A 6,211-nucleotide genomic window follows, 5' to 3' on the forward strand; every position below is an offset into this window, starting at 1 on the left:
CGTCCTCCCTACGACGATGCTCATGTCTCAGCCCGTTCCCGTCTTACGTGACTACGACAGCATCAAGCCGTTGCTGTGGCTGGTGTCGCTGGCAATCTTCATGCAGATGCTGGATGCGACCATCGTCAACACCGCGTTGCCGTCGATGGCGGCGAGCCTGCATGAAAGCCCGCTGCAGATGCAGTCGGTGGTTTTCAGTTATGCGTTGGCGGTAGCGATGTTCATCCCCGCATCGGGCTGGATTGCGGACCGCTTCGGCACGCGGCGCACCTTCCTGGCTGCGATCATCGTGTTCACGCTGGGCTCGTTGCTGTGCGCGGCCGCACAGCAGTTGCCGCAGCTGGTGGCCGCGCGCGTGGTGCAAGGCATCGGCGGCGCGATGTTGCTGCCGGTGGGCCGCCTGGCGGTGCTCAAGACGGTGGCGCGCGCCGACTTCCTGCGTGCGATGAGTTTCATCGCGATTCCGGCGCTGATCGGTCCGCTGATCGGCCCCACCTTGGGTGGCTACCTGGTCGAAGTCGCTTCCTGGCATTGGGTGTTCTTGATCAATCTGCCGATCGGCGTGATCGGGTTCATCGCTGCACTCAAGATCATGCCGGATCACTATGGCGATGCGCGCAAACGCTTCGATCTGATCGGCTACCTGATGCTGGCGTTCGGCATGGTGGCGCTGTCGTTGGCCTTGGACGGCATCTCCGAACTCGGCCTGCGCCACGCCTTCGTGATGCTGCTGGCGATCGGCGGGCTGGCGGCGTTGGCCGGGTACTGGCTGCATGCGGCCAGCGCGCCAGCGGCGTTGTTTCCGCTGGCCTTGTTCAAGGTGGCCAGCTTTCGCATCGGTATTTTGGGCAATCTGTTTGCGCGTGTCGGCAGCGGCTCGATGCCGTTCCTGATTCCGCTGTTATTGCAGGTGGGCCTGGGTATGAGCCCGATGCATGCCGGGCTGATGATGGTGCCGGTGGCGCTGGCCGGCATGGCCGCCAAACGCGCCGCCGTCAAGTTGGTGGGCCGCTTCGGTTACCGCCGCATCCTGATGCTCAACACCGTATTGGTGGGACTGGCGATGGCCAGCTTCGCCTTGATCGATGTCGGTCAACCGCTCTGGCTGCGCTTGCTGCATCTGGCGTGCTTTGGCGCGGTGAACTCGCTGCAATTTACCGTCATGAATACCGTCACCTTACGTGATCTGGACCGCGACCAGGCCAGCCCCGGCAATAGCCTGCTGTCGATGGTGATGATGTTGGCCACCGGCTTCGGCGCGGCAGCAGCGGGCAGTCTGCTGGCCGCCTTCAACACGCATCTTGGCGACAGCCACGGCGCCACCGCAGCGCTGCATGCCACCTTCCTGTGCGTCGGCGGCATCACCTTGTCGTCGACATTGATCTTCTGGCAGCTGGCCGAAACACGGCCGCATCCCAAACATGTGGAAGAAGTTGCCGAGTAGCCATACGTGTGCGGCAGCAACTGGCGCAATGCGTGAGCGAATCACCACCCGGGAGTTCAAGCGCGGCAATAGTTCTTAAATCTCCTCGCGCAGGCGCTTGCTTCGCAACGCCTCGGCGATGGTGTCGGCGAGCATGTCGCCGGTGAGTGGCTTGCGCAGGAAGCTGTCGAATCCGGCTTGCTCCGCAGTAGGCTCGGCTGCTTCATCAGAACGCGCGGTTACTGCAATCAGCGGCATGTCGTAGCCGAACACGCGCAGCTGACGCGCCAGCGCAAAGCCATCCAGGCCCGGCAGATCCAGATCGAGCAACGCCAGGTCGAAGGTGTTGTCGGCCGCTTCGGTCAGCGCGGCCAGCCCGTGCGGTGCGTGCACCACCGAGTGGCCTTGCGAACGCAGCAGGCCAACGATGACCTCGGCGATGGTCGGGTCATCTTCCACCAGCAGGATGCGCTGCGTTGCGACCGCTCCACCGGCACGCGCCACCTCGCCGCCGAGCGTGGCGTTGGAGGCGACCCAACGCAGCGGCAGATCGACGACAAAGCGCGTGCCGGCGCCGAGGCGACTGATCACTTCGATATGCCCCCCCATCGCCATTGCCAGTTCCTGGCAGATCGCCAGACCCAGGCCGCTGCCACCGTAGCGCGAGGTGGTCCTGGCGCCGTCGCCTTGTTCGAAACGCTGGAACAGACGCGCCTTTTGCTCGGCATTGATACCCGGCCCGGTATCGGCCACCTCGAAACGCAGACCCTGATACGAGCCCAGCGTGGTCAGCTTCAAACCGACCACGCCGCGCTCGGTGAACTTGATCGCGTTGCTGAGCAGATTGAGCAGAATCTGCCGGATGCGGGTGACATCGCCGCTGGCGGTGATGTCGCCGAGCAGGCCCACTTCCAGGCTGAAACGCAGGCCACGCTCCTGCGCCAGTGGCGCCATCAAGCCTTCCACTTCGGCCACCAATTGGCGCACCGAAAAGGGCTCCAGATCTAGTTCCAGGCGCCCGGATTCGATCCGCGCCAGATCCAGCGCATCGTTGACCAACCGCAGCAGATGCGCGCCGGCACGCCGGATCGATTCGGTGTAGCTGCGCTGTTTGTTGTCCAACGAGGTCTTGAGCAATAACTCGCTCATGCCCAGCACACCAGTCATCGGGGTGCGTACTTCGTGGCCGAGCGTGGCCAGGAAACGTGTCTTGGCGAGCGAGGCCTGCTCGGCAATTTCCTGCTTGTGCATCGCCAGCTGCAATGTGTTCAAGCGGCGCAGGCGGCGGCGATATGACAGCACCGCCGCGGCAATGACGCATAGCGCGAGCAGACCCAGAAAAACCAGTCCCCATGGCGCCAGCCACCACGGCGGCAATACCTGGAAGCGCAGGGTCTGGCTCGCCGACCAGATGCCGTCTGCCGTGCGCCCCTGCACTTCCAGCGTGTAATGACCCGGTGGCAGGCGCGAAAACAAGCGCTCGCCCGTGGCGCCCACATCGATCCAGTCCGGATCGTAGCCGCTGAGACGGAAGCGGTAACTTGTGGACTCGGGACTGGTGAAAGTGGGCATCCGCGCGACGATATGCAGGTCACGATCGCCGTCCTGCATCTGTAGCGGCGCTCTGCCGGTGACATCCAGTTCACGCTCACCGCGTCGCACGCTGACACGCTCGATCAACAGCTGCGGCCGGCGCAAATTCGGACGCATCATCGCCGGATCGAAGACCACGATCCCATCGGATGTGCCACCCAGGATCTGTCCCGTGCTTGCCTGCACCAGCGTGGCCACCTGCATGGGCGAGCTGGGAAGCCCGTCATGCACGTCGTACACACGCACCAGCTTGCTGCCGGGGTCGACTCGAATCAGCCCACGATGACTGGAGGCCCAGGCCACGCCGGCGGCATCGACCACCAGGCCGGTCGGCGACACCCTCGGAAACTCCTGATCCTTCCCCACTGTATCCAGATGCGTGAGCTGCGTACCGTTCCAGAGATACCGCCGCAACTCTCCTGCCAATCCAACCCAGACAATGCCGCCCTCTCCCAGTCGAAACACGTAGGTTGGCAGGGACGGCGCGCCGGGTACCGGGACGAAGCGGTCGGCAGCCGGGTCCCATCGCCATAGTCCGGCGTTGTTGCTCAGCCAGATCTGTCCATCGGGCCCGATACGCATGTCCAGGACGGTCAGCGCCTTCAGCCCATGGCTTCCATAGTCGATCGTCCTGAGCAGCTGCCCTTCGCTGCTCCAGAGCTGCACCCCATGCGTCAGCAACGCGACCCAGATGCGTCCCTGCGCATCCTCGGCCATCCTGCCGGGTCTGCCCACATTTTCCGGATCGGCTGCCGGATCCCTGTGCTGGAGCAGCGGCCAACGCCTGACTTCCCGCGTCCGCGGGTCGTATCGCACCAGCGTTTCCTGTACGCCGATCCAGACAATTCCCTGTCTGCTTTCGATCATGGTCTCGGGAATGCGCTCTGGATCGACCGGCGCCAGATGTTGCTTCACTCGGCCGGTGACTGGATCGAAGTACTCAAGCGCACTTCGTGTACCGACCAGCCAGATCCCGCCCGAGATCGAAGGCGCTGTCGCAACGACCGATGGGTTGGCGAGGGACTGCGTATCATCTGCGCGGCGCGAGAACAGCGCGAAGGTGTCCCAACGCGGGGGCAGATGCCACAACCCGCCCTCCAGGCTGGCAAACCACAGCCCTCCTTCGCGGTCCTGGTAGGAGGTGATCCAGTTCCGGTTGACCAGGCCGTGCGCTGAAAAACTGTAGATCGGCACGCGTTTGATGGGCGCGCCGCCGGCGCTCATGCCAAGGCCGACATCGGTATCCAGCCAGTAGCGCCCGAGTCGATCGCGCAGCAGCACACCTTTGACCTGCGGCGTGGCCGTGACGCTTTGCCAGGGGCGAGGCACGGACCGCCCAACAGCGCTGAACTGGAACGTATTTCCCTCGATATCGGCAACCCATAGCACCTTGCCGTCCGGTTCCATATACAACCTGTTGACTGATTGTGACGGACCCGGGAGCGGCACCCGCTCCAGGCGTCGGCCATCCCAGTGCACAAGCCCGCCCCAGGTGCCGATCCACAAGGAGCCGTCAGGCGCAACTTCAAAACCGACGATGTTGTCGGACGGCAAACTAGCGGAATCAGCGGCCGTGGCAGAGAAGTGCTGCATGCTCCCGTCGGGACGATACCGATACACGCCCTGCTTCGCGGTCCCGATCCAGACATCGCCGTCGGGCGTGTGTGCCAACGCCCACAACGTGGCATCGCGCAGTTCCGGAAAGTGCGGATCTTCCAGCCGCTTGAATATGCGCGTGTTCGCTTCCAGATAGCCAACGCCGCCATCCTCGAAACCCATCCACACCCGATCGTTGGCATCGACACAGATGGTCCACACCACGTTGCTGGTCAGCCCATCTTCCATCCGCCAGATGCGGTAGTTGCGTCCATCGAATCTGGCCAATCCGTCATCGCTAGCAAGCCACAGATAGCCCTGCTTGTCCTCGGCCAATTCATTGATCGTGTCGGACGGAAGTCCATCGGCAATCGTCAGCTGGATGGGCACCGGTGTCACTGGCGTTCGCGCCCGCACAGGAAGCACTACCAAACAGAGGCACACCCAGAGAGCAACAAGCGGCCAATGGGCGAAGCGAGATAGAAAGCGCACTGGATCAGCTTCACGACAAGTCGGCGCATAGTGCGGGCCGCGCGCGGTGCGGGCAAGCCCGAGCCCGCTCGTACCGCTACTGCCGCTCATCTTTCCCATGCCTACGACGCGTAGGGCAGTGTCACAGACCAATCCGCTGTCTGCTGCAGTGGTCACGAACACAGCGCACAGGACTGCGTCCAGCCGAAAGGATCCGGATGCCCAGCAAGATCGCCGGCATTACGCATCGCTGTTCAAGCTGCCCGTTACCCGACGAAGGCGCCGCACGACGCACGGATACCACTTGTCTGCGCTGCCTGAGCACCCGCTCTATCCGTCCTCGCGCGGAAGCTTGCGTCTCAACGCATCGGCAATGGTGTTAGCCAGCATGTCGCCGGTGAGTGGCTTGCGCAGGAAACTGTCGAATCCGGCTTGCTCGGCGGTCGGTTCGGCCGCTTCGTCGGCGCGCGCGGTCACTGCAACCAGCGGCATGTCGTAGCCGAACACGCGCAGCTGCCGCGCCAGCGCAAAGCCATCCAGGCCCGGCAGATCCAGATCGAGCAACGCCAGGTCGAAGGTGTTGTCGGCCGCTTCGGTCAGTGCGGCCAGCCCGTGTGGCGCATGCACCACCGAGTGGCCTTGCGAACGCAGCAGGCCAACGATGACCTCGGCGATGGTCGGGTCGTCTTCCACCAGCAGGATGCGCAGCGGATCGATTGCAGCGCTAACGCGCTCCACCTCGCTGTCGAGCGTGGCATTGGAGGCGACCCAGCGCAGCGGCAGATCGACCACGAAGCGCGTGCCGGCGCCGAGGCGACTGATCACTTCGACATGCCCCCCCATCGCCAGCGCCAGTTCCTGGCAGATCGCCAGACCCAGGCCGCTGCCACCATAGCGCGAGGTGGTCCTGGCGCCGTCGCCTTGTTCGAAACGCTGGAACAGACGCGCTTTTTGCTCAGCATTGATGCCGGGCCCGGTATCGGCCACCTCGAAACGCAGACCCTGATACGAGCCCAGCGTGGTCAGCTTCAAACCGACCACGCCGCGCTCGGTGAACTTGATCGCGTTGCTGAGCAGATTGAGCAGAATCTGCCGGATGCGGGTGACATCGCCGCTGGCGGTGATGTC

The 6,211-nt window shown here is 63.7% G+C and carries 3 protein-coding genes; 1 reads left to right on the plus strand and 2 read right to left on the minus strand.

Annotation, left to right across the window (positions count from 1 at the left end; all coding sequences use genetic code 11):
• Nucleotides 1-22 precede the first annotated feature (22 nt).
• Nucleotides 23-1,444 (plus strand): multidrug transporter subunit MdtD, encoded by a 1,422-nt coding sequence (gene mdtD, locus ABS769_RS19035; RefSeq protein ID WP_317062852.1) that lies wholly within the window; start codon nt 23-25, stop codon nt 1,442-1,444.
• Nucleotides 1,445-1,519: 75 nt separating this feature from the next.
• Here mdtD and ABS769_RS19040 read toward each other — a convergent pair whose 3' ends face one another.
• A complete protein-coding gene (locus tag ABS769_RS19040; RefSeq protein WP_350498244.1) occupies nt 1,520-5,002 on the minus strand; it encodes a hybrid sensor histidine kinase/response regulator in 3,483 nt (1,160 codons plus the stop codon).
• A gap of 411 nt (nt 5,003-5,413) precedes the next feature.
• A partial coding sequence (locus ABS769_RS19045; protein WP_350498243.1) for an ATP-binding protein occupies nt 5,414-6,211 on the minus strand: 798 nt, incomplete at its 5' end.

Origin of the sequence: Xanthomonas hortorum (assembly GCF_040279205.1) — a bacterium.
In the GTDB taxonomy this organism is placed as follows: Bacteria; Pseudomonadota; Gammaproteobacteria; order Xanthomonadales; family Xanthomonadaceae; genus Xanthomonas; species Xanthomonas hortorum_F.